21 protein-coding genes are annotated in these 21848 nt (G+C 30.2%); 11 read left to right on the plus strand and 10 right to left on the minus strand.

The window, feature by feature from the left end:
- Positions 1 to 204, plus strand: a 204-nt coding sequence (locus ACYEKI_RS19655) for a type IX secretion system membrane protein PorP/SprF (protein ID WP_459212919.1), incomplete at its 5' end; no start/stop codon positions are given.
- 109 nt (positions 205 to 313) lie between these two features.
- Positions 314 to 1291, plus strand: coding sequence for an SAM-dependent methyltransferase (locus ACYEKI_RS19660; protein ID WP_459212920.1), 978 nt, complete (start codon positions 314 to 316; stop codon positions 1289 to 1291).
- A 92-nt stretch (positions 1292 to 1383) separates the two neighbouring features.
- On the opposite strand, the gene ACYEKI_RS19665 is transcribed toward ACYEKI_RS19660, so the two are convergent.
- From ACYEKI_RS19665 to ACYEKI_RS19695, 7 genes are all read right to left on the minus strand, one after another.
- Complete coding sequence (locus tag ACYEKI_RS19665) at positions 1384 to 1905, minus strand: hypothetical protein (RefSeq protein ID WP_459212921.1); 522 nt, start codon at positions 1903 to 1905, stop codon at positions 1384 to 1386.
- A 4-nt stretch (positions 1906 to 1909) separates the two neighbouring features.
- Positions 1910 to 3073: a sigma-54-dependent transcriptional regulator gene (locus ACYEKI_RS19670; RefSeq protein WP_459212922.1), complete on the minus strand. Its 1164-nt coding sequence runs from the start codon at positions 3071 to 3073 to the stop codon at positions 1910 to 1912.
- Positions 3073 to 3906: a DUF6268 family outer membrane beta-barrel protein gene (locus tag ACYEKI_RS19675; protein ID WP_459212923.1), complete on the minus strand. Its 834-nt coding sequence runs from the start codon at positions 3904 to 3906 to the stop codon at positions 3073 to 3075. The genes ACYEKI_RS19670 and ACYEKI_RS19675 overlap by 1 nt, the downstream gene beginning before the upstream one ends.
- Before the next feature lie 90 nt (positions 3907 to 3996).
- The gene (locus ACYEKI_RS19680; RefSeq protein ID WP_459212924.1) at positions 3997 to 4878 is read right to left on the minus strand and encodes a mechanosensitive ion channel family protein; all 882 of its coding nucleotides are present in this window, start codon (positions 4876 to 4878) and stop codon (positions 3997 to 3999) included.
- Positions 4879 to 4887: 9 nt separating this feature from the next.
- Positions 4888 to 6186 (minus strand): ABC transporter permease, encoded by a 1299-nt coding sequence (locus tag ACYEKI_RS19685; protein WP_459212925.1) that lies wholly within the window; start codon positions 6184 to 6186, stop codon positions 4888 to 4890.
- The gene (locus ACYEKI_RS19690) at positions 6179 to 7108 is read right to left on the minus strand and encodes an ABC transporter ATP-binding protein (protein ID WP_459212926.1); all 930 of its coding nucleotides are present in this window, start codon (positions 7106 to 7108) and stop codon (positions 6179 to 6181) included. The genes ACYEKI_RS19685 and ACYEKI_RS19690 overlap by 8 nt, the downstream gene beginning before the upstream one ends.
- An 82-nt stretch (positions 7109 to 7190) precedes the next feature.
- Positions 7191 to 7577, minus strand: a complete 387-nt coding sequence (locus ACYEKI_RS19695) for a pyrophosphohydrolase domain-containing protein (RefSeq protein WP_459212927.1) — start codon at positions 7575 to 7577, stop codon at positions 7191 to 7193.
- Positions 7578 to 7751: 174 nt separating this feature from the next.
- Between ACYEKI_RS19695 and ACYEKI_RS19700 the strand changes: the two genes are divergently transcribed.
- The 6 genes from ACYEKI_RS19700 (at position 7752) to ACYEKI_RS19725 (ending at position 13558) form a co-directional block, all read left to right on the plus strand.
- Complete coding sequence (locus ACYEKI_RS19700) at positions 7752 to 7940, plus strand: hypothetical protein (RefSeq protein ID WP_459212928.1); 189 nt, start codon at positions 7752 to 7754, stop codon at positions 7938 to 7940.
- Between the two features lie 115 nt (positions 7941 to 8055).
- Positions 8056 to 9186, plus strand: a complete 1131-nt coding sequence (locus tag ACYEKI_RS19705) for a hypothetical protein (protein ID WP_459212929.1) — start codon at positions 8056 to 8058, stop codon at positions 9184 to 9186.
- 17 nt (positions 9187 to 9203) lie between these two features.
- Positions 9204 to 9644, plus strand: a complete 441-nt coding sequence (locus tag ACYEKI_RS19710) for a hypothetical protein (protein WP_459212930.1) — start codon at positions 9204 to 9206, stop codon at positions 9642 to 9644.
- A complete protein-coding gene (locus ACYEKI_RS19715; RefSeq protein WP_459212931.1) occupies positions 9644 to 11446 on the plus strand; it encodes a tetratricopeptide repeat-containing sensor histidine kinase in 1803 nt (600 codons plus the stop codon). Before ACYEKI_RS19710 ends, ACYEKI_RS19715 begins: the two co-directional genes overlap by 1 nt.
- The gene (locus ACYEKI_RS19720) at positions 11443 to 12069 is read left to right on the plus strand and encodes a response regulator (RefSeq protein WP_459212932.1); all 627 of its coding nucleotides are present in this window, start codon (positions 11443 to 11445) and stop codon (positions 12067 to 12069) included. Before ACYEKI_RS19715 ends, ACYEKI_RS19720 begins: the two co-directional genes overlap by 4 nt.
- A 91-nt stretch (positions 12070 to 12160) precedes the next feature.
- Positions 12161 to 13558 (plus strand): hypothetical protein, encoded by a 1398-nt coding sequence (locus ACYEKI_RS19725; protein ID WP_459212933.1) that lies wholly within the window; start codon positions 12161 to 12163, stop codon positions 13556 to 13558.
- 62 nt (positions 13559 to 13620) lie between these two features.
- Here ACYEKI_RS19725 and ACYEKI_RS19730 read toward each other — a convergent pair whose 3' ends face one another.
- Entirely contained in the window at positions 13621 to 15675 is a 2055-nt protein-coding gene (locus ACYEKI_RS19730; protein WP_459212934.1) for a dipeptidyl-peptidase 3 family protein, read from the minus strand.
- Positions 15676 to 15766: 91 nt separating this feature from the next.
- Here ACYEKI_RS19730 and ACYEKI_RS19735 point away from each other — a divergent pair, with 91 nt between their 5' ends.
- On the plus strand, positions 15767 to 16798 hold the full coding sequence (locus ACYEKI_RS19735; RefSeq protein ID WP_459212935.1) for an SRPBCC family protein: 1032 nt from the start codon (positions 15767 to 15769) through the stop codon (positions 16796 to 16798).
- Between the two features lie 49 nt (positions 16799 to 16847).
- Here ACYEKI_RS19735 and ACYEKI_RS19740 read toward each other — a convergent pair whose 3' ends face one another.
- The gene (locus ACYEKI_RS19740) at positions 16848 to 17456 is read right to left on the minus strand and encodes a DUF1684 domain-containing protein (RefSeq protein ID WP_459212936.1); all 609 of its coding nucleotides are present in this window, start codon (positions 17454 to 17456) and stop codon (positions 16848 to 16850) included.
- A 129-nt stretch (positions 17457 to 17585) separates the two neighbouring features.
- Between ACYEKI_RS19740 and ACYEKI_RS19745 the strand changes: the two genes are divergently transcribed.
- Together ACYEKI_RS19745 and ACYEKI_RS19750 are read left to right on the plus strand one after the other, a co-directional pair.
- Positions 17586 to 18794, plus strand: coding sequence for an MDR family MFS transporter (locus tag ACYEKI_RS19745; RefSeq protein WP_459212937.1), 1209 nt, complete (start codon positions 17586 to 17588; stop codon positions 18792 to 18794).
- Positions 18795 to 18805: 11 nt separating this feature from the next.
- The gene (locus ACYEKI_RS19750) at positions 18806 to 19573 is read left to right on the plus strand and encodes a DJ-1/PfpI family protein (RefSeq protein WP_459212938.1); all 768 of its coding nucleotides are present in this window, start codon (positions 18806 to 18808) and stop codon (positions 19571 to 19573) included.
- Between the two features lie 1434 nt (positions 19574 to 21007).
- Here ACYEKI_RS19750 and ACYEKI_RS19755 read toward each other — a convergent pair.
- Positions 21008 to 21826, minus strand: a complete 819-nt coding sequence (locus ACYEKI_RS19755) for a mechanosensitive ion channel family protein (RefSeq protein ID WP_459212939.1) — start codon at positions 21824 to 21826, stop codon at positions 21008 to 21010.
- Positions 21827 to 21848 lie beyond the last annotated feature (22 nt).

A 21848-nucleotide genomic window follows, 5' to 3' on the forward strand; every position in this document is an offset into this window, starting at 1 on the left:
GGTGCATCGACTATAGAGGGACAAAACTTACAATATATCACCCCATTTGTAGGAGTTAATTACAAGAAGTGGATGTTGGGATATACATATAGTTATCAAACAAATGATATTGTAATCGATAAGAGTTACCATCAATTAACATTAGGATATGATTTTGGGAAACGAAAAGAACGTTATGATTGTAATTGTCCTGCAGTAAATTAATAGGCGTTATTTTTTAAACATAAAAAAAGACCAGTATAATTCAAGTATTTATACTGGTCTTTTTATTTTGTATATTAGGTATTTTAGTGCATTATAATCAGCATAATCTATGTCTACAAAAACGACTTCTTTAGATATTCAATCATTATCTCAAAAATTAATTAATCCATCAACTTCGTTTAACGAAGCTAAAGATATTCTCAATACATTATACAATCATTTTGATACCTTAATAGCCTTATCGAGTTATCAAAATGATATTCGATATCTAGCAGCTGTACCAACTGCGAGTGGTATGGCGCTTTCGTTACAACATGCTGCTGCTTGTTTTTTAGACTATCAAAGAACAACTTTATTTTTACGCGGATTTGTTCAAGCTATAAAAGACAAACAACAAGAATATCCTAATCAACCTATTCATGTTTTTTATGCTGGATGCGGTCCTTTGGCTCCTTTTATCTCTTTAGTAGCTCCTTTATTTTCTAATAAGGATATACGTTTTACCGTTTTAGAGATCAATACACATTCTTTAGCTATTGCTAAAAAACTTCTCAATGTACTAGCACTTGATGATTATGTAGATACTTATTATGAAGCTGATGCTGTAACATTTAAAATCCCTAAACCAGAGAAATTCCATATCCTTTTTAGTGAAACACTAGATGCTTTACTTTATAGAGAATCTTATGTTCCTATTTTACAAAATATGCAACCTCAATTCTCATCTGGAATCACTGTAATCCCTGAAAACGTAACCATACATTTATCTTTACATACTCACGATCACCAAGAAGTTTATCAAGGTATAGTTATGGATACACAACAAAATATAACAACTATCACATCTAATACGACTTTACCTAAAACCTTACCACCTCATAACGTTACAATAGAAGATTCTTCTTTATACAAAGGAATGTTACTTGATACTATTGTTCATATTTATAATGATTATCATTTAACAAGAGGTATTTCTTCTTTAACTATTCCTTATGAAATGTTATTTGACTCTACATCAGTTTTTAAAACGCTACAGTTTACTTATCAACTTTCTCCTCAAGTAGAGTTAAAATGTTCTTTTAACTAATCTTTTTTAATCATTTCGGTCATTATAAAAACAAAAACACCTGATATTATTTTAAATCAGGTGCTTATATATTTTGTATAAAAGGTTATCTTCTAATATACTGCGTCAAAATCATAACTGAAGCCTATAGAAAACGTATCATATCTTCTTCCTAAACTTTTTAAATTAAGTTCTGCAAAAATATGCAATGGTATTGCTACTTGATGTAAAGCTCTAATTTTTACCTGAGCTCCGTGGTTAAAATTTCCTGTTTTAAAAGCCAAATTAGCTTCATCTTCTATAGCTTCAAATTCTTTAGAATTATTACCTACATATCCTATACCTCCAGTAATTGTTGTAGGATGCCAATTAAACAAAATTAAATTTACTCCTAATGCAAATTCATTAAAAGCTTCATCATCTTCTCCTCCAATTGCAAATTGCCTACTAAACTCTCCCATATAGGTTGTATAACAATTATATGCATACTCTATACGCCCTCCTACAGCTATTTCTTTTTCTGAACCAAATCCTTTGGTTGCTGTAATTCCAAAATTAAAAGCTCCTGGGTCATATTGAGCATAAGTTTGGCATGCTACAAAGCAGCAAATAGTGAATAAAATTTTCTTGATCATAGTATTATTTAGCTGCGAAAAGTTTCACATCGTCTTCGCTAACTTCTTTTCCTCCTAGAATGATTAAACGCTCTATTACGTTGCGCAATTCACGTATATTACCTGTCCAATCATACTCTTGAAGTTTAGCTATAGCTTGTGCAGAGAAATTCTTAATTGGAGCTCCTTGTTCTTGCGAGATTTTCTTTGCAAAATGAGCTACCAAATCAGGAATATCTTCTCTACGGTCATTTAATGCTGGAACCTTTACTAAGATTACTGCCAAACGATGATATAAATCTTCTCTAAATTTATTATCTGCAATTTCTTTCTTTAGATCTTTATTAGTCGCAGCAACTACTCTAACATTAACTTTAATGTCTTTATCACTACCTACTCGTTGAATCTTATTCTCTTGTAAGGCCCTTAATACTTTTGCTTGAGCCGATAAACTCATATCACCTATCTCATCTAAGAAAATGGTTCCGCCGTTTGCAGCTTCAAACTTTCCTGCACGATCTTTATTTGCCGATGTAAACGCTCCTTTTACGTGTCCAAATAACTCACTCTCTATCAATTCACCAGGTATTGCTGCACAATTTACTTCTATCATAGGGCCTTTGGCTCTATCACTTTTTTGATGAATCCAGTGTGCTACTAATTCTTTTCCTGTTCCGTTGGGTCCTGTAATCAAAACTCTGGCATCTGTAGGAGCTACTTTTTCGATCATATCTTTGATTCCAACAATAGCTTCAGATTTTCCAATCATTTCATAATTCTTGGATACTTTCTTTTTCAGGCGCTTGTTTTCTACCACTAATTCTTTACGATCTAACGCATTGCGCACCGTATTTAACAATCTATTTAAATCTGGTGGTTTTGATATATAATCAAATGCTCCTAGACGCATTGTATTAACTGCAGTATCTAGATCTCCATGACCAGAAATCATTACAATAGGTGTTTCTGGTTTTATTTTCTTTACAGCTTCTAGTACCTCAACACCATCCATTTTTGGCATCTTGATGTCGCATAGCACTAGATCATACTCTTCGTTTTTTATTTTTTCAATTCCTATTAATCCGTCTTCGGCTTCTTCTACTTGATAAGCCTCATTTTCTTCGGATAAAATTTTGGACAACACTCTACGTATTGCCGCTTCATCTTCTATGATTAGTATTTTGGCCATTATATCTTAAATTTAATTCCGCCTTGAGCGAAAAATGAATTTGAATTATTTATGGTATATACATCGTTACGATTTTCGTCTCTTAATCTCAAATCATTATTCAATGTATGTCCGGCATACAGGTATAACAATAAGTGTTCCGTTATTGCGTATTCATATCCCAATCCTCCTACAATTCTCAAACTTGAAATATTTGCAATTTGAGAACTTCCATCTGCTTCTCCAAGAAAGTTTCTATTTTTCTGCACATTAGTATAAAATCGATCTACCAAAGCGTAGGCTTGTATTGTATTTCTCTTATCAAAATGATATTTTAAATTCGTTTTGGGAGTTCCTATATTAAAAGACCATCGTTCATGAAATTTCTTATAATAATTGATAATCGGTAACGGAAAATTGAGTGTTCCTGGGTTTGAATATTGCATTCCCAATACTATACGCCATGGTTTGTCTATTTCTTTTTTACTTTTTACAAAAACAAAATCTCCACTATATCTAAAGTCATCACTTACAATACTTGTTTCAAAATTTGAAGAAATCCTCGCTCCTAATCTAATGGCAAATCTCCAATCATTTTTAAGCTTAAAACTATATCCCGCATTTACACCATACATTTGATAATGCTCAAGATTTGTTATGGCAAAAGGAACTTCTTCTTTTAATCCAATATTAATATTGCGATATTCAAGTCCTATGACTAAATAGGTTCCTTTTTTATCTAACTTAAATGGAATATTTGCCGCTATTTTTAATCGCTCAAAATGCGTAGCCTTTCCTCCTTCTGGCAAGTAAGTATATTCAATCTTAGCCAAGTCTTGTGCTTGCGTATGCAAGCAAAAAAACAATGTGACTATTACTAAACTCCATGTATTTTTACAATCCCAAAGAGTTTTCTTCTTTATCCTTATTTTATTTTTGATCGCTTATGAGTTTATAACTGTTACTTCTCTTTGTGGGAACGGAATCTTTATATCTCGCTCCTTAAATAAACGATCAATTTCGAATCGTATTTCACTTTTAGGTATGATAGCATTAAAACTATCATTAACTGTAAACACTAATTGAAATATTAATGCACTATCTGCAAAGTCATTAAAAAGTACTAATGGTTCAGGTTTTTTAAGCACATATTTGTTTTGTAATGCTGCCTGTAATAATAATTCTTTAACCAACTGAGTATCGCTTCCGTATGCTACTCCTATAGTAATAGATTCTCTAGTATTTTTTCCATTTTGAGTCCAATTATATAAACTCGATGTTAGGTATTTATGATTAGGAATAATCATCACCTTATTTTCTATAGTCACTGCACGAGTACTTCTTAATTTTATTTCTTCTACTCGTCCTACTTTTCCATCTAACTCGATAACATCTCCTACATACACTGTTTTATCCAATATGATAAAAATTCCGGATAATATGTCTTGAAAAAATGTTTGTAAGGCTAAACCAACACCTACTAATAAAGCTGCAGAAGTTGCAAAAATTGCAGTAATATCAAATCCTACAGTATCTAAAGCAATAAAGAATACAATGATATACACAAAGTACTTTAAAAAAGAAAAAATAGATTCAAAAGTAGCCTTATCACTATTTTCAAATTTACTCGAGATAATTCTTCTCAAAAATCTAAGTACTCTTGACGTTAAAAAGAAAACTACTATAAAAGCTATTAATAATCCTACAGTAAGAATTACAGGGTTTTTATCACTTCCAATATTTAGGATTTTATAATCCAATACATATTGGATATTCCCCCATATATCTTCTGTAATAACTTCTTTTACTTTTTCTTTTACTTGCATAAGATCAGTTTAATATTTTAACCACTTGAATAGCTCTTTGTAGGTAGGTTTTTTACCGTACATCAAAATACCGATGCGATAAATTTTTGCAGCAAACCAAATAATTCCAAAAATAGTTCCTAGCAAAATCAATATAGAAATAGCTATTTCCCACCAAGGAACTCCAAACGGAATACGCATTAACATAACTATAGGTGATGTAAGAGGTATCATTGAAAAGACAGTAGCTACTGTTCCGTGTGGATTTTCTATAACCGAAAAGAATCCTACATAAATCCCTAACATTAACGGAAGGATAATCGGTAACATAAATTGTTGAGAATCTGTCTCGCTATCAACTGCTGCTCCTATTGCTGCATAAATTGCGCTATATAAAAAATATCCGCCTATGAAATAAACCAAAAATGATATGATCAAACTCGTAAGCGGTAATGCCCAAATATCACTAAGGATCAATCGTATCTGATCCATATTGTCTGTCTCTATTTCTTGCATTGCTTCTTGAGATGCAGCAATTTGTTGTGGATCTATATCTATCATCGTCGTTAACACAGTCATCAATATCCCTCCTAAGATTACCCATATAATAAATTGGACTATTCCGGCTAAAGATGTACCTAATATTTTACCCATCATTAATTGCATAGGTTTAACAGAGGAAATGATAATTTCTATTATACGATTTGCTTTTTCTTCTATCACAGATCGCATAACCATATTACCGTAAATAATGATAAACATCATCAATAAATATCCTGCTACACCTCCAAAAAACATTTTTATATAATTGGATAATTTTGAAGTTTTCTTACCAGAAAAGTTTTCTATTTGCAGTGCAACTTTAGCTTTGGCAGCTTTGATCGTTGCTACATCTAACCCTTCTTTTTCATAATTCAACTTTGTTAGTCGTTTAGACACTATATCTTCTATAGCTTCTATTATTCCCAAATTAGGAGAATCCTCTGTATAAAACTCTATATTCTTTTCTAGTTGACTTATTGTTTTAGGAATAAACAGTAATCCTTCATATTTATTCTTTTTTACAGAATCTTTAGCTCTTTCTAATGTATACTGACTATAATTAATATATTCTAAAGTTTCACCGTCTTTAAATTCTGAAGCAAACAAATCGCTTTGATCTATAAAAGCAACTTTGTGTACTTCTTCGTTATTCATAGTCGTAAGCCAAACGATTAATGAGATCATCCCTACAAAAATCAACGGACTCAAGAACGTCATTATCACAAACGTTTTATTACGTACACGAGCTATAAACTCACGTTGCATCACTAGTTTTAAATTACTCATTTTCTGTAATGGATTTAATGAATATTTCGTTTACGCTAGGTATCACCTCTACAAATCTTTGTACTTGCGCTTTTTGAGTTAAGTATTGTAATAAATCATTAGAAGATTCTTGTGCTCCTAATGTTATATTAAGCTTTAATTGATCTTCTAAGCTTTTAAAATGTGCTGGACTTACTTTAAATCGTTGTGCTAGTTCTTCTCTTAGATTATTTTCTTGTGGAGCTAATAAGCCTACTTCGAATGTATTGGTTTTAAACTGCTTCTTAACCTCGGTTACTTTTCCTTCAAGTAATTTTTGAGATTTATTAATTAATGCGATATGATCACAAAGTTCTTCTACACTTTCCATTCTATGAGTCGAAAAAATAACAGTTGCTCCTTCGTCTCTTAATTGTAAAATTTCATCTTTTATAAGGTTTGCATTAATAGGATCAAATCCACTAAAAGGTTCATCAAATATTAGCAATTTAGGTCTATGCAATACAGTGACGATAAACTGTACTTTCTGCGCCATACCTTTGGATAGTTCTTGGATTTTCTTGTCCCACCAATTTCCTATTTCGAACTTATCAAACCAGTATTTTAATCGTTCTTTGGCCTCTTTTTTTGACAAACCTTTTAATTGAGCAAGATATAAAGCTTGCTCTCCTACTTTCATCGACTTATACAGTCCTCTTTCTTCTGGTAAATAGCCTATGTCTTTGATATGATGTTCTTGTAAAGAAGCTCCATCTAACGTTACACTACCTTGATCTGGATAGGTAATTTGATTAATAATTCTTATTAATGTTGTTTTACCTGCACCATTAGGTCCTAATAACCCAAAAATACTTCCTTTAGGAACATTAATTGATACATCATTTAATGCTGTAAAACTCCCAAAGCGTTTTACTACATTACTTACCTCAAGAAGATTATCCATACTTTTTTAGTCGTTTCTTTTGAATACCGAATAATACAAAATCTTAAAAACTTATACTAATCTTTTAAGATTTGATCAACTGCTATTTATCTATTATCGTTTTAATATTAGGTTTAAAGTAGTTAGGCCCTTTAAGTACTTTTCCATCTTCTCGATAAATTGGTTCTCCATCTTCTCCTAATTTACTCATATTACTACGATGTATCTCCTCAAAAACTTCTTCGATCTTATGTTGCATTCCATGTTCGATAATAGTTCCACATAAAATATATAGCATATCTCCTAGCGCATCTGCAATCTCAACCATATCTCCATTTTGAGCGGCCTCAAGATATTCTTCATTTTCTTCTTTCATTAAATTAAAGCGTAACAGGTTTTTATCTTTACCCAAATCTGCTGTAAGTTCTTCTTTATACCCTAGTTTATACGCTGTATGAAATGCCTGAACTGCTTTAATTTTATTCTTCATCAATCTATTTATTTATGATTTCTATTCTGGATCAACTATAGGCAATAATACTTATTATTTTAGTTTCTGTTTTCAATTTTCTTTTTTTCTTAACGTATTCTTACCTATAGAACTCTTTGTTAATTATTAGGATTATATGTTCTCGCATTTTATCTTTGCCTAAAAATTATTTTTATGTTTAGCCAAGGTCAATTATTGTTTGCAGGTGGTTTTGTGATAGCGTTTATTATTATTATGATTTTCAGCTATCGTAAAGATCTTAGATTACACCGCAAATACTATAAAGGAAGTCTTTTTATTTTGGCTGGTTTTATTGTTTTTGTAGGGTTACTTTTTGTCTTGAAAAAGTATTTACATCCGTAATTTATTCTTTTTTTATTTCTCTTCTATTTAAATAAATAGCTATATTCCCATTACTGGGTATGTTTTCTATATACATAATTATAGAGTTTTGGTGTATATCAAAACACTTTTAATTATGATTGATTTTACATTTAAAACCGAAGAAAAGGCTATTGAAGCTTTAGAAAGTTCTATCTGTTATGATTTTATAAAAAATCATAACAGTATTAGGTATTTAGCTGTTGTTAAAGAAGATTCAAATAGCTTTAAAATAGAAATAGGGAAAAAAGAAAATACTCAGGAAGATTTATATAAAAAATTAATTAATTTATTAATTCAGCGCTCGGATAGTCTTCCTTCCTCTGATTTTAAAAATTTTTGCCTTAATTGTCGAGATCATTCTTTAGAAGATATAAAGCTTCTTTTTAAATTAAAAAATGTCGAGAGATTTACTTCAGAATACTCTACCCAGAACGATCGCCCCTTTTCGTTTAGTAAAGAATTAAAAGGAGGTATTTCTATTAGTCATGAAAACAGTGGCTCAGTAGGTACTTTAGGAGGCCTATTTAAATTAAATGATTACCCTAATACTCTTTTTGGTATTACAAATTGGCACGTAGCTAGTGGAGCAGGAATTGATTTAGGAAAAAAAATTATTCATCCTGCATTTAGTACTTTCAATAGTTCAAAATCTGTCCCTAACTATATCTGCGGTCAATTATCATGGCATTGTTTAGATGACTATCGAGAAGCTGCTATTATTCAGTTTTATGATTTAAAGGAAACTCAATTCGAAAAAACATCTTCTACAAATACTTGTGGATATGCTATCAAATCTATTGAAAAGCCTAGTTTTGATTCTAAAGTAAAAATCTGTGGATATAAATCTGGATGTAATAAAAATGACAATGAGTGCACTCCTTACTCCATACATTCTACAAATGCAACAATTAAAGTACATAATTCAAATTATGGAAATGCTTCAAATGGTTATAATGATACTATCCTATTTAAAAAGCAAATCTTAGTCAAGGATATTTCTACTGATGGTGATTCTGGTTCTTTATTAGTCAATGAACAAAATAACGCCATAGGTCTCATTTTTGCAAAGACAACTACAGTAAAAAATATAGCCAATATATGTGTCGCTAATAATATTAATACCATCTTTAATTCTACTATTATTTTTCCTGATACTTATTCACAAATCAAGATTCATCAAAATACAGGATATACAAAAAAACTATTATTAGAAAAATTCATTTAATATTAATTCATTACATTATGAGAAAACAAAACCTAAACATCGCCTTTTTAAATTGTACTAATAGACCTACTAACGAGTTCATATTCTTTGAAGATGACGATCTATTAATAACAACTTCTATTTCATGGTCTGGATCTGCCATAAAAGAAGCTACTTTTAAACTTGATGCAAAAAGAGTTTTTAAATATAAAATATTAGATATTCAATATTGCAATAAAAGTAGTACTTATAGTGATGCCTTTATCATTCACTTATATAAAAGTGAAGATCTTCAAGATAACTTAGTTTTTAAATCAAATCTAAATAATATAAAACTCAATTCAAGAAATGATCATATCTTATTTCTTTTCAAAGTTCATGATACTAAACTACTTAATCTATTAGAAAAAGACTTAAATTGTAATTTAAACGAAGGTACTCCTGAATCCAAAGATGGTAGTATTATTATTGGAATATAATGATTAGTCAACACAACAAAATAGTATCTCTACTGTTACCAGTTTGCTTTTTGCTTACTGGTTTCGGTTTTTCTCAACAATCTCAATTAAATAAAGCAGAATCATTCCTCAAAGAAAAAAAATTAGATTCTGCTACTATTATTTTAAAAGCAATAGATACTCTAAGTTTAGAACCTTATCAAAATGCTTATTATCATTTTCATATCGCAGAACTTCATTTCTTAAATGATAATCATCATAAAGCTTTTCATAATTTTTTAATGGCAAAAAGAATATTTACAGCTTCTGACAGTATAGAACAAGCTATTAATGTAAACCTAAAAATTATTGCTACTTTAAATCATTTTAAACATCACCAAATAGACGATTCTTCATATCTAGCAGAATACATTGCTTATGCTAAAAATAAAAACGATGCTAAGATTCTTCAAAAAGCTTATACTCGAATTGCTGTGACGTATCTCAATAATGATAATGGAAAACAGGCTATTAATAATTTTGATAAGGCTATACAGTTAGCCCAACAAAACCTCGATACATTAGGTATAGCAAAACTTAATTTTAATAAAGGAACCACATATCGCACAGAATTTCATAAACCTAAAATAGCATTAGAAATATATCGAAAAACTATACCTACATTTCAAAAATATAATCAAAACACCTTAGTTTCTTATGCTTATAACAATATAGCTCGTTGTTATGCTAATTTAAAAGAATATCAATTAGCATTAATGTATTATGGAAAAGCTATGGATATTAATTTATCCAAACATGTCCCTAAAACAAAAATCATCTATTATGATAACTTAAGACTCTTATATGATTCTTTACGTGACTATAAAAATGCTTATATCTATAGCCAAAAAATAAAAAAACTAGAAGATAGTATTAACGAGGTTTCTCAAATCAATGCTATTGCAAAATATAATACACAATACGAAACTGAAAAAAAAGAAAAAGAAAACATACTCCTTCAATATGAAATAGATACGCGTAGAAGACAACAACGTAATTTATGGATAGGAGCTCTATTAACATTACTTGGTACTATTTCTATTTCACTCTTACTTTATAAAAATACTAAACGTAAACAACGTATAGCTGAACAAGAAAAGCAGCTCGAAACAAATAAAGTAGAAAAAATATTAAAAGAGCAAGAATTGACTACTATTGATGCTATGTTATCTGGACAAGAGAAAGAGCGACAACGTTTGGCTAATGATCTACACGATAGCCTAGGCAGTACCTTAACGACTATTAAACTCTATTTTGATCATTTAAAACGTAATCGATCCAAGCCTGAATTCATTAATGATGATGCTTTTTATGTCAAGACAACTACACTTATCGATGAAGCGTATCAAAAGGTTCGTGCTATTGCTCATGAAAAAAATAGTGGTGTCATGGCACAGCAAGGGTTATTGCCCGCTATTAAAAACCTAGCTAAAAAAATATCTTCATCAAATCAATTAAAGATTACCGTCCAGGATTATGGTTTTAATCAACGTCTTGATAACACTTTAGAAATCTCATTATTTAGAATCATACAAGAACTCATCACTAATATTGTGAAACATGCTCAGGCTACAGAAGCTACTATTTCTTTAACACATCACGACACCTCCTTAAATATCATTATCGAAGACAATGGAATAGGTTTTAATGCTGTGAAACTACCTCAAAAAGAAGGAATGGGATTACATTCTATAGAAAAACGTATAGAACACCTAGAAGGTGATTTTGAAATCGACTCTACCCCAGAAAAAGGAACAAACATTTTAATTGATATACCATTATGATTACTGTTGCTATTGCTGAAGATCATCAATCTTTAATTGATGGTATTCATTTACTCTTAAAATATGAAGAAGAAATCTCTATTATAGGAATGGTCAATGATGGCGAAGCCTTATTAGAATTAGTAAGAAAAAAACAACCTAAAGTTATTCTTACTGATATACGCATGCCCAAAATTGACGGTATAGCTGTCACCAAAATAATCAAACAGGAATTCTCTCATATCAAAATCATTGCTTTTTCTATGTATGATCAAGACAATGCTATTAAACAAATGATTGATGCAGGTGCTTCTGGGTATTTATTAAAAAATTCTCCACTAGAAGAAGTATTACAGGCAATTCAAGAAGTAGCTAAAGGAAATACTTACTTTGATGCTGCTATCGATATAGCTGCTATTATAGACTCTCCTTCTTCTACTACTAAAAAATCTTTATTAACTAAAAGCGAAAGAGAAATTTTAAACCTTATCGGACAAGGAAAAACTTCTTCTGAAATTGCTGCTTTTCGTTTTACATCAGTTTCAACCGTAGAGAAACATCGAAAAAATATGATTCGTAAATTGGGGTTACATGGTAAAGGTGAATTATTGCGCTATGCTATAGAGAAAAAATATGACTTCTAATTTTCCTTAGTTCTTAAATCTCCCCTTTATTGGGTATATCTTCCCTTTATTTCATAAAGTAGTTTTATACTATAAATCAAAACTACTTATCATGAGAACGCTACTCTCCATTTTCGCATTTCTATTAATACATGGACCTACTTTTAGTCAAAAGAAAAAAAACGACTCCACATCCACTAAAACGCAATTAATAATCTTAGAAAACAATCAAAAAAAACTACAAAATTCTATTGATTCTTTATTTAAGAAATTAAAAACTGAAATAAACACAAAAAATGACTTAAGCACAAGTCAACAAGATAAACTTATCAAAACTGCTTCTCAAAAAGCTATTGATTCTTTTACAAAAAAACTAAGTGCTAATTTTGATGTTGATAAAAAAGAGCTAGTTGGTACATTTAGATTAATAAAGGATAGTCTTAATAATATTAAAGTATATAAACAAAAGGGCATTAGAATCGATAGATCAGAACAAAATGATTCTCTTATTAAAAGAAACGTAAATATCACTAAAGTATTAATCGAAATACGAGATGGTGTTCTCTTTAACATTAAAGCTTTTACTGATAATCCCAAAGAAGTTTTCACCAATTCTTCTTCTACAAATATTTTTAGTTTTGATAGAAACAGTAAAGCCACTTTAAGAAGTAATTTAACTCCTCGCCACTACATTCGTTTAGTTGATTTTTTAACCTATGATTATGAAGTTGATAAGTATTATATTATTGAGAAGGAATATATCAAACTTTCAACACATCAAGATTCTCTCAATCATAAAATTTTTATTCAAAATAATTTAAGATCTTTTATTGATTTTAGAGCATATTCTGATTTCTTAGGCTTAATTGATGAATCTGCAAATGGCATCATTAGTTTTGAAGGAAACAGTACGTTCTATTTAAATCCTTTTAACATAGCTAGATTCCATTATTTATTTAAAAAATTCAAGGCAGGAGTAAGTTATTCCAGATTTGATAATGATGATCGAACCATCCCCATAACTGCTATAGAAAATAATCCTTTGGACATGATCCAAAAATCTTTTTTAACGGCAGGAACACAATTAGATATTTATGAAACACGTATTGGTAAAAAATTCCCCTATAAGATTTTATTAAAATCTAAAGGGAACCTTTTTTTTACCGAAGTTCAAGGAAATAGTAGCGATACAAAAGAGAATACAACCACTTTAGGACTAGGAATTGGTGCTGGAATTGAAGTAGAACGTTTTTCAAATTTTGGTATCAATGCTAGCCTTTATTTAAATCGTTATCAAAACAATAATATTATAGAAAACCAAATTTTAAACTTCAATACATTTTCTATTCATTCTGAAGCCTATTTCTATACTAACAATGATAAAGATGATGCTTTTTTCTTACGTCTTAAATATGAAGAGGGAAGATTCAATCTTCATCCTAGTCGTAATTTTTTCAATATCCAATTCGGTTATAAAGCTGTTCTTAATTTTAACAGCAAAAAAGAATAATCAAAAAGGCACTATCAAGTATTTGATAGTGCCTTTTATATATTTTCAATTCAAGTATAAGATTAGTTTACCTGTGGTAAGAAACCATAGTTCTTTGCATAGAACAACATTTGCTCTTCAAATGTTTTAGGTTGGTATACTTCAAATCCTGTAATTTCTCCTGCTTCATCCTTTTTAGGTTGTAATACAGGGTTAACAAATCCGCTATATGGTGCAGATTTAAATTTAGAATTACGGTCTAAGATCTCTTTGTGTAATGTTTGATCTACTTTCACTCCATATCCTTCTACTAATGCTTCTGCTGCTGCAAAATCACCTTCTGATTTGATACGTTGCGTTTCTCTTAATAAACGTCCAAAAATCTCACGTAATTTCTTATAATCTTTAATATCATAATACGTTTTTCCTTCACGAGTAACTTTTTCGATCACTCCATCTTTCTTTCCTTGTTCAAAAGACCAAGCACTTACCCACTGACGGTTACGCATATGTGCTTCTTCTACATCATCTCCTACATTTAAACGAATTAACTGTGTCATTAATCCATTACGGATATATCCATCATAAGCAGCTTTACCTACTTTTTCCCAATCAGGAACTAATCCTAATTCTTGTAGTTTTGGATCCATTAAATAGTATAATCCTACAAGATCAGCTCTACCTTCTTCCATAGTAGATGCATAATTCTTAAGCGTCTCTTTTGTTTCTCCTACTCCTGGGTTTAATTGTCCCGATGCATGCCCTATTACTTCGTGAAGTGCAGTATGTAATTTATCTCCTAATTGTCCGTATTCTTTTTCTAACTTATACTCTTCTTCATCATGTACAAACTCTTTTAAACGCCCAGAACTTCCAGCATTATTATACGAATTAATAATATTTCCTAAAGATACAGATTTAGATCCTACAGCAGCTCTAATCCAGTTTGCATTAGGTAAGTTTACTCCAATTGGCGTACTAGGAGATGCATCTCCAGCTTCACCAGCAACAGCAACAACTTTATAAGTAACTCCTACTACACTATCTTTTTTATGCTCATCCATTAATGGTGAATTATCTTCAAACCACTGTGCATTTTCAGATAAAACCGCCATTTTTTTAGACATATCAAAATCCTTGATTTGTACAATAGTTTCATAAGATCCTCTGTAACCTAATGGGTCATTATACACTTCAATAAAACTATTGATATAATCGATATTTCCTTCTGTAGCTGCAGTCCATGCTACATTATAATCATCCCAAGTTTGTAAATCTCCTGTTTGGTAATACTTGATTAATAAACCTAAAGCATCACCTTGCGCTTTATTTTCTGCTACACTTTGTGCTTTTTCTAACCATTTGATGATTTCGTCAATAGCAGCTCCGTATAAACCTCCAGATTTATATACACGTTCTTTTAACGCTCCATTTTCTTTTACTAATTGAGAGTTTAATCCATATGATAATGGTTTTTCTGGATTAGGCGACTTTTTAGTCTTATAGAATTCTTCTACATCTTTATTTGTCACTCCTTCTCCGTAGAAGTTTACTGCAGAAGCAGCTACATTATCAATTCCTTTGGCTAAGTTTACTTTTTTAGCATCTTTATCATTAAAAATCACTTCATAAACTTCTTTTGGTAATTCTGTAGCTGTAGCAGCTAATAAACTACTTAAATAATCCTGACTAAATTCAGGTTTAATTTTATCATTACTATAATGATGGTGTATCCCGTTTGAAAACCAAACTCTTTTTAAATAAGTTTCAAAAGCTTTCCAATCATCACTTGTTTTATCACCAGTATACGTTGTATATACTTTTTCTAAAGCATGTCTAATAACTAAGTTATGACGATAGTTTTGATCCCACATGATATCTCTACCGCTCAATCCTGCTTGTGTCAAATAATATACTAACTTTTGCTCTTTTAAACTTAAGTTTTCCCATCCTGGAATTTGATAACGTAAAATCTTTAAATCGGCAAATTGCCCTACTACATAATCAAACTCTTCTGTAGGTTTTACTACAGTTTCTTTTTCTTCTGTAGCAACAGGTGTTTCTACTTTTGGCTCATTTTTACACGCCATAAATAGTGTACCAGCTGCTATACAAGCTAATACTGTTTTAAGCTTCATAATTTGGTGTTAATTGTTTCTACAAATGTAACAAATTAAAGAATGTTAAATTTGATTATATTAGCACAACTAATAACCTAAACTAACTTAAATGAAAATCGTCAAATACTTATTCTTATTACTATTGATTGTTATTATAGGAGGCGCTACTTATATCGCTACTATCAATGGTAAATATGATATAGCTGAGAGTAAAGTTATCACTGCTCCAGATGAATTACTTTTTACCACTGTAAACGAATATAAAACATGGGAAACATGGGGTCCTTGGATGGATTTATCTAATGATTTTGTAATGAGTTATCCTACTCAAACCAGTGGTGAAGGTGCTAGTTATAGCTGGACTAGCGCATCTCAAGGTGACGGTCATATGAAAACAGTAGCAACAGCTCCTTTTTCTAGTATAGATCAAAAACTCACTTTTATCACACCTATGGGCGAAAGTATAAGTGATGTTTATTGGACTCTTGAAGCTACTGCAGAAGGAACTAAGATTACTTGGGGAATGAAAGGTGATCAATCCTTTTTCGATAAAGCGTATTGGGCTACTCAAGATATTTCTATGGAAGAAAGTTTAAGACCTATGTTAAAAAATGGATTAGAAAAACTAGCTACATATACTCAAACGCAAATGCAAAAATACGCTATTAATGTCGATGGTATTACAGAACATGGTGGTGGTTTTTATGTATATAGCTCAGCTGCTTCTACTATCGCTACTTTACCTCAAAAAATGGAACAAATGATACCTGCTTTAAAAGCATATGTACATACTAATAAATTACCTCAAACAGGAATGCCCTTTACTTTATTTAATGAATTTAACGCTGAAGCTGGTACTACTATATTTTCTATTGGTATACCTGTTCGTGAAAAAATAGAAGTTCCTGAAGAGAGTTCAATTTTATGTAACTTTCTTCCTAAGCAAAAAGTAGTAAAAACAACACTTACTGGAGATTATAAAAACCTAAAAGAAGCTTGGGCTGTTGCGCAACAATACATTACTGATAATGGATTAGAATTAAATCCTGAATCTCCTCCATTTGAAGTGTATAGAACTCAACCAGATATTCAACAAAATCCTGCCAATTGGATTACCGAAATTTATATTCCGATTCTATAACTCATAAAAAAAGGACTTTAAAAAGTCCTTTTTTTATATCTTAATTTTATTATAGCTTATGTCTTTTAAAGCTTTTTACTCCTACTGGTATTTCTATTTCTAAATGATTCTCTTCTGGAGGAATTGGGCACGAATATTTATTATTATAAGCACAATAAGGATTATATGCTTTATTAAAATCTATTATAATAGTTTGTTTCTCTGGGATTTCAAGATCAATAAATCTACCTCCTCCATAAGTAGTTTTTCCATTAGTTAAATCGGTAAATGGTAAAAACAAATAATTTTTATATTCTTCTTGCTCAATCAATGCTTGATTTTGATAGACATTTAAGATATACTTCTTTTTATTTAATCTAAAATGTACTTCTCCATATTTTACATATATAGGCTCTCTATTTGTAGTAGTTTGCATAATAAAAGGAGTTTCATAAGGTGTTCTTATAAAATCAGCTTTTATTCTATAATGCATATTAATAGCAAAGAACTCATGTGTTGTAAAAACTTCTAAATCTTCTGAAGTTAACGGAGTGGTTTCTGCTATTACAAATTTCTTATTTAATGCTTCTTGAAAGTCCCTGATTTCTTTAATAGCTGTTGTTTTTTGGGCTATTAAATTTACGCAAGACAATAGGAGTACGATTAAACAATGTTTCACTTTGATTTTTTTTGCAAAAATACAAACCTTGAATAATTATTAATGCTAAACTTAATAAAAAAACAAGGTAAATCTGCTTTAAAAAGCTAATTTTGGTGTAAAATCTTATAACATCAAACAAAAAACAACTTGAAAAGCCTATTTTTTAATTATTTCAATTCCTTTTCTGGTTTATCAAAAGAGGTCTGGTGGCTCTCCTTAATTACGTTAATTAATCGAGCTGGAACAATGGTTATTCCGTTTTTATCTTTATACCTTACTAAAGATTTACAATTATCGTTAATAGAAATCGGATGGATTATGACTTGTTTTGGAACTGGTTCTTTATTAGGGTCATGGTTAGGAGGAAAACTTACCGACAAAATTGGGTATTATAAAGTCATGTATTCTAGTTTAATCGCTACTGGATTTGGCTTTATTATTTTACAATTTCTAGATACTTTTTTATCTTTTAGTATTGGTATCTTCATTATTATGATTCTTGCAGATACTTTTAGACCTGCTACATTTGTTGCTTTAAATAGTTATAGCAAACCTGAAAACAAAACTAGATCTGTCACTTTAATTAGATTAGCCATTAATCTGGGGTTTTCTGCAGGTCCTGCTGTAGGTGGTATAATCATTACAACAATAGGATATCAAGGTTTATTTTGGATAGATGGTATTACTTGCTTATTAGCTAGTGTATTATTATTGTATACACTAAATCCAAAAACCACAAAAACTATAGATAATCATATTGTAAAAAACCCTGTTTCTGTATATAGAGATAAAACTTTTTGGATTTTCTTTTTTGCTATGGTTTTATTTGGCATTTCATTTTTACAATTCTTTTCTACGGTACCTTTATTCTATAAAGAAATACATGCTTTATCCGAATTTGATATTGGGTTAATTTTGGGATTGAATGGATTAGTTATTTTTATTTTTGAAATGCCTCTAGTTAAATATTTAGAGGATTCATCTTTCTCTATGGTAAAACTCATATTGATCGGTGCTATATTAACTGCATTAAGCTTTGCGGTTTTTAACTTTACTTCTTGGACAGGTATTGTTATTATTAGTATGCTGTTAATGACTATAGGAGAAATGATTTCTTTTCCTTTTTCAAATGCTTTTGCTTTACAAAGATCTCAAAAAGGAAATCCTGGCGAATACATGGCTTTATATAGCATTTCATTTTCTGTTTCTCATATCATAGGACATAATTCTGGTATGCAACTGGTATCTTATATAGGCTATACTTATACTTGGTATATCATTATAGCTTTATTAACTATTTGCATTTTTTTATTATATATCTTACAACTGCGACTTACAAAAGAAGCTACAGTTTAAATTTATTTATTATGATTTCATTTTTTTCTACTACTCGATTTAAATATATATTACTATGCACAGTTCTATTTGTAGCTAGTTGCTCTCAAAAACAACCTCAAGCTGAAATAAAAGTTACTCCTTCTACTCAAGAAAAACATTTTCCTATTCTAGCACCTAATCGCTATAATGTTGCATTCTTAATTATGGATGGAACTTACAATACTGAGTTTACAGCTCCTTTTGATATTTTTCAGCATACTCAATATCGTAAAAATATTAAAGCGATGAACGTTTTTACAGTTGCTAATACAGATAATTACATTACAACATTTGAAGGGGTTAAAATCATTCCCGATTATAACTATTTAAAAGATAAACTTCCTCAAATCGATATTTTAGTAATTCCTAGTGCAGAACATCATTTGGATTCAGATTTAAATGATCTAGATATGCTAAATTTTGTAAAAAAGGTTGATGAAAATGCTTTATATATGACTTCGCACTGCGACGGGGCTTTTGTATTAGCCAAAACTGGTCTATTAGATAAAAAAGTATCTACTACATTCCCTGGGGATATCGAACTTATGCAAAAAACATTTCCTGATTTAGACATTCGTAAGGATTTACTTTTTGTTCATGACGGAAAATATATTACTTCTGCTGGTGGTGCCAAAAGTTTTGAAGCTGCACTATATTTATGTGAAGTATTATACGGTAAAGAAATCACCCACTCTCTTGCAAAAGGATTGGTTATAGATTGGAATTTAGACAATGTCAAACACCTTGTCATTGAATAACAATTAACATAAAAAAAGCGCCCCAAATCGCAAAAAGGGCGCTTTCTCACTACTTAGGGGAATTGAGTATTTTTATTTCTTCTTCATTTCTTATTTTCCTCATCCAATCTCGAAACTCAATCTTTCCCATTCAAAAAAACCAAAACCAAATTGTAAAAAAACTAATGTGTTACTATTATAACTCTTGTTCATTACAAATGTAAGGTTAATACATAATTTTCCTACTTAATTTATGTTAACATACTTATTTATACCGTTGAAAAGCAACATACTATAGACGAATTAACAAAAATATTATATATCCAACAGCAATTTTGTAAGAAAAAAATATAATTCCTATAGATTTCACAAAAATGTATTGTTTTTAATGTAAAAAAGTATCAATTATTACCATAATTATCATAAACACGAGCTATTTCATTCTTCTTTTTGATTTTTATAGGTCAAGATTAACGTATTTTCACTTTGATACATTATTAAAGTTATTTATGTATGCATTACACGTAATTCATTATTAAGTGTCGTTATTTCAAACTATAATAAAATGACTTTTTAACGGTCTAGTTTAAGAAAAGATTATTTTCAAAATACTATTAATAGTAAAAGTGGCGAAGAAGTATATACAGTGTTTACTATTTTTAAATACAAATAACTGGATCAGTCTCAAAAGTTGTGGGTGAATTAAAATATAATAATGAATGTCGAATACAGAGTTAAGATTAACGATAGTTGATTTTAGATTAATTCATCGTGGAGTCGAAGTAACGAATTCCACTCAAAACTAACCAATTTATTATTATTCATTTATCACTCAAAAAAACATTTTAGATTTATACTTATCACAGAGCTTGTCTGGTCATCGAGCTTGTCTGGTCATCGAGCTTGTCTGGTCATCGAGCTTGTCTGGTCATCGAGCTTGTCGAGATGACAGTACTCAAAAACTACCTAACGAACCAACTCCATATCAAAAAACTTTTAAATTTTAGATTCAATCTCACTCATCTCTCATCGGCTAATCACTCGTCACTTATACAAAACCACAACAATTAGTCTTGATCCAAATAACTTATTATCTTAGTTAAATTATAAATTATTCATGACAATATTATTATAAACAGCAAAAGCGCTCCATTGCTGGAGCGCTCTCAGTTTTTTGGTAAAAAAATCATATAAATCACTTTCTGGGTAATCAGTCCAAAAAGCTTAATGATTTATACTCTCAAATTACCCTAATCATAAAAAATCAAAACTTTTGTGCTTACATTATTACGGTTTAAAAGTAATAAAATTTATGGTTATACCGTAAATAATTTTCAAAAAAAATAACATTAAAGTAACAATCCTTTGTATACAAAGGGATTGCATGTTATATTTTTTTCATTATGAAGCATTGTCTTTTATGATAAAATATTTTTAAACTTGTACAAAACAGTATTATCTTCCTATTTTTCCTAGTTCGATACCCTCAGAATATGCTACCTGAATCTCATTTTGATTAAAAGCTTCTTTAATGTTTTTATGAGCAAGAAAAGTAACTTCCCAAAAATCATCTGGTCTCACATAAGGTCTCACTGCTATAATTATACTATGAGAATCAAAACTCTCAATCCCAATAGTTGTACTTGGGTTTTCTAAGATTTTGTTTATTGGATTTAAGGCTTCAGTAATAATTTCTTTTACTTTAGGAAAATCTTCGGCATAAGGCATTGTTACATTCAGTTCTAATCGCACTACTCCTTTTTTTGAGTAATTTGTAACTACATCGTCTGTAATTTTGGAATTAGGAATTATAAGTACTTTATTTCCTGGTGTGATTACTGTAGTATTAAAAATTCCTATTTCTTCTACTTTTCCAAATTTATCTCCTACTTCTATCCAATCATCTACTTGATACGGTTTGAGAAACAAAATAAGAATTCCTGATGCAAAATTTCCTAGACTTCCTTGAAGCGACAGTCCTATTGCAAAACTAACTGCTGCCAAAATAGCTACTAACCCTGATAAATCTGCTCCTAGAATTGAAACTACTGTAAATAAAATAGCTACTTTTAATACTATAGAAATTATTGATAATAAAAATGGACGGACAGTTTCTGATGTTTGAACTCTCTTGAGTGTTTTATCCAATAGTTTTTCAATCTTCTTTATAAGTTTGAATCCTATCCAGATAATTAAAATTCCGATAAGTATACGAGGTGCAAAAAAGATGATTTTCTCAATCATCAATTCGTAATATTTTTCAAAGTTTTCCATAATCTAATATAAAAAACTTCTG

This window comes from Aquimarina rhabdastrellae, assembly GCA_947387485.1.
GTDB lineage: Bacteria > Bacteroidota > Bacteroidia > Flavobacteriales > Flavobacteriaceae > Aquimarina.

Coding starts and splice junctions, on each gene's coding strand:
- ACYEKI_RS19720 (WP_459212932.1), top strand. CDS start 11,443: ATGATTACTGTTGCTATTGCTGAAGATCATCAATCTTTAATTGATGGT.
- ACYEKI_RS19700 (WP_459212928.1), top strand. CDS start 7,752: ATGTTTAGCCAAGGTCAATTATTGTTTGCAGGTGGTTTTGTGATAGCG.
- ACYEKI_RS19680 (WP_459212924.1), bottom strand. CDS start 4,878: ATGCAAGTAAAAGAAAAAGTAAAAGAAGTTATTACAGAAGATATATGG.
- ACYEKI_RS19725 (WP_459212933.1), top strand. CDS start 12,161: ATGAGAACGCTACTCTCCATTTTCGCATTTCTATTAATACATGGACCT.
- ACYEKI_RS19695 (WP_459212927.1), bottom strand. CDS start 7,577: ATGAAGAATAAAATTAAAGCAGTTCAGGCATTTCATACAGCGTATAAA.
- ACYEKI_RS19710 (WP_459212930.1), top strand. CDS start 9,204: ATGAGAAAACAAAACCTAAACATCGCCTTTTTAAATTGTACTAATAGA.
- ACYEKI_RS19705 (WP_459212929.1), top strand. CDS start 8,056: ATGATTGATTTTACATTTAAAACCGAAGAAAAGGCTATTGAAGCTTTA.
- ACYEKI_RS19685 (WP_459212925.1), bottom strand. CDS start 6,186: ATGAGTAATTTAAAACTAGTGATGCAACGTGAGTTTATAGCTCGTGTA.
- ACYEKI_RS19750 (WP_459212938.1), top strand. CDS start 18,806: ATGATTTCATTTTTTTCTACTACTCGATTTAAATATATATTACTATGC.
- ACYEKI_RS19755 (WP_459212939.1), bottom strand. CDS start 21,826: ATGGAAAACTTTGAAAAATATTACGAATTGATGATTGAGAAAATCATC.
- ACYEKI_RS19660 (WP_459212920.1), top strand. CDS start 314: ATGTCTACAAAAACGACTTCTTTAGATATTCAATCATTATCTCAAAAA.
- ACYEKI_RS19690 (WP_459212926.1), bottom strand. CDS start 7,108: ATGGATAATCTTCTTGAGGTAAGTAATGTAGTAAAACGCTTTGGGAGT.
- ACYEKI_RS19735 (WP_459212935.1), top strand. CDS start 15,767: ATGAAAATCGTCAAATACTTATTCTTATTACTATTGATTGTTATTATA.
- ACYEKI_RS19715 (WP_459212931.1), top strand. CDS start 9,644: ATGATTAGTCAACACAACAAAATAGTATCTCTACTGTTACCAGTTTGC.
- ACYEKI_RS19670 (WP_459212922.1), bottom strand. CDS start 3,073: ATGGCCAAAATACTAATCATAGAAGATGAAGCGGCAATACGTAGAGTG.
- ACYEKI_RS19665 (WP_459212921.1), bottom strand. CDS start 1,905: ATGATCAAGAAAATTTTATTCACTATTTGCTGCTTTGTAGCATGCCAA.
- ACYEKI_RS19730 (WP_459212934.1), bottom strand. CDS start 15,675: ATGAAGCTTAAAACAGTATTAGCTTGTATAGCAGCTGGTACACTATTT.